Below are 462 nucleotides of genomic sequence, written 5' to 3' on the forward strand. Positions count from 1 at the left end.
TTACGAACTCTCCGACGCATCGTGGGAATTGATCAAGGATCTGGTTTCTCCCGAGCAGAAAATGGGTCGCCCACGTAGCGATGATCGTCTGGTACTCCACGGAATCCTTTGGATTTTGTGCTCAGGTGCTGCCTGGCGTGATCTGCCGGAACGCTTTGGGCCTTGGTCGGCGGTGTATCAGCGTTTTCGTGACTGGCGCGATAACGGCACGTTCGACCGTATGCTGGAACGCTTGCACATTCGACTCAACCAGGAAGGACTGATTGATCTGGACAACTGGATGATCGACTCCACGGCGGTACGTGCAACCCGAGCTTCTTCAGGCGCCGGGAAAAGGGGGCCTGAAGAACCGCTAGACCATGCTCTGGGGCGCAGTCGAGGCGGCCTGACAACCAGGATTCATATGGTTTGCGACGCTAATGGCTTGCCATTGCGCTTCATACTCTCACCGGGACAGGCTAG

Annotated in this window: 1 protein-coding gene; it reads left to right on the forward strand. The window is 56.5% G+C overall.

Annotation, left to right across the window (positions count from 1 at the left end; all coding sequences use genetic code 11):
• The coding region (locus ALO43_RS22515) for an IS5 family transposase (protein ID WP_157062355.1) at nucleotides 1–462 on the forward strand (462 nt) is incomplete at both ends.

The organism is Pseudomonas tremae (assembly GCF_001401155.1).
Taxonomy (GTDB): Bacteria; Pseudomonadota; Gammaproteobacteria; order Pseudomonadales; family Pseudomonadaceae; genus Aquipseudomonas; species Aquipseudomonas tremae.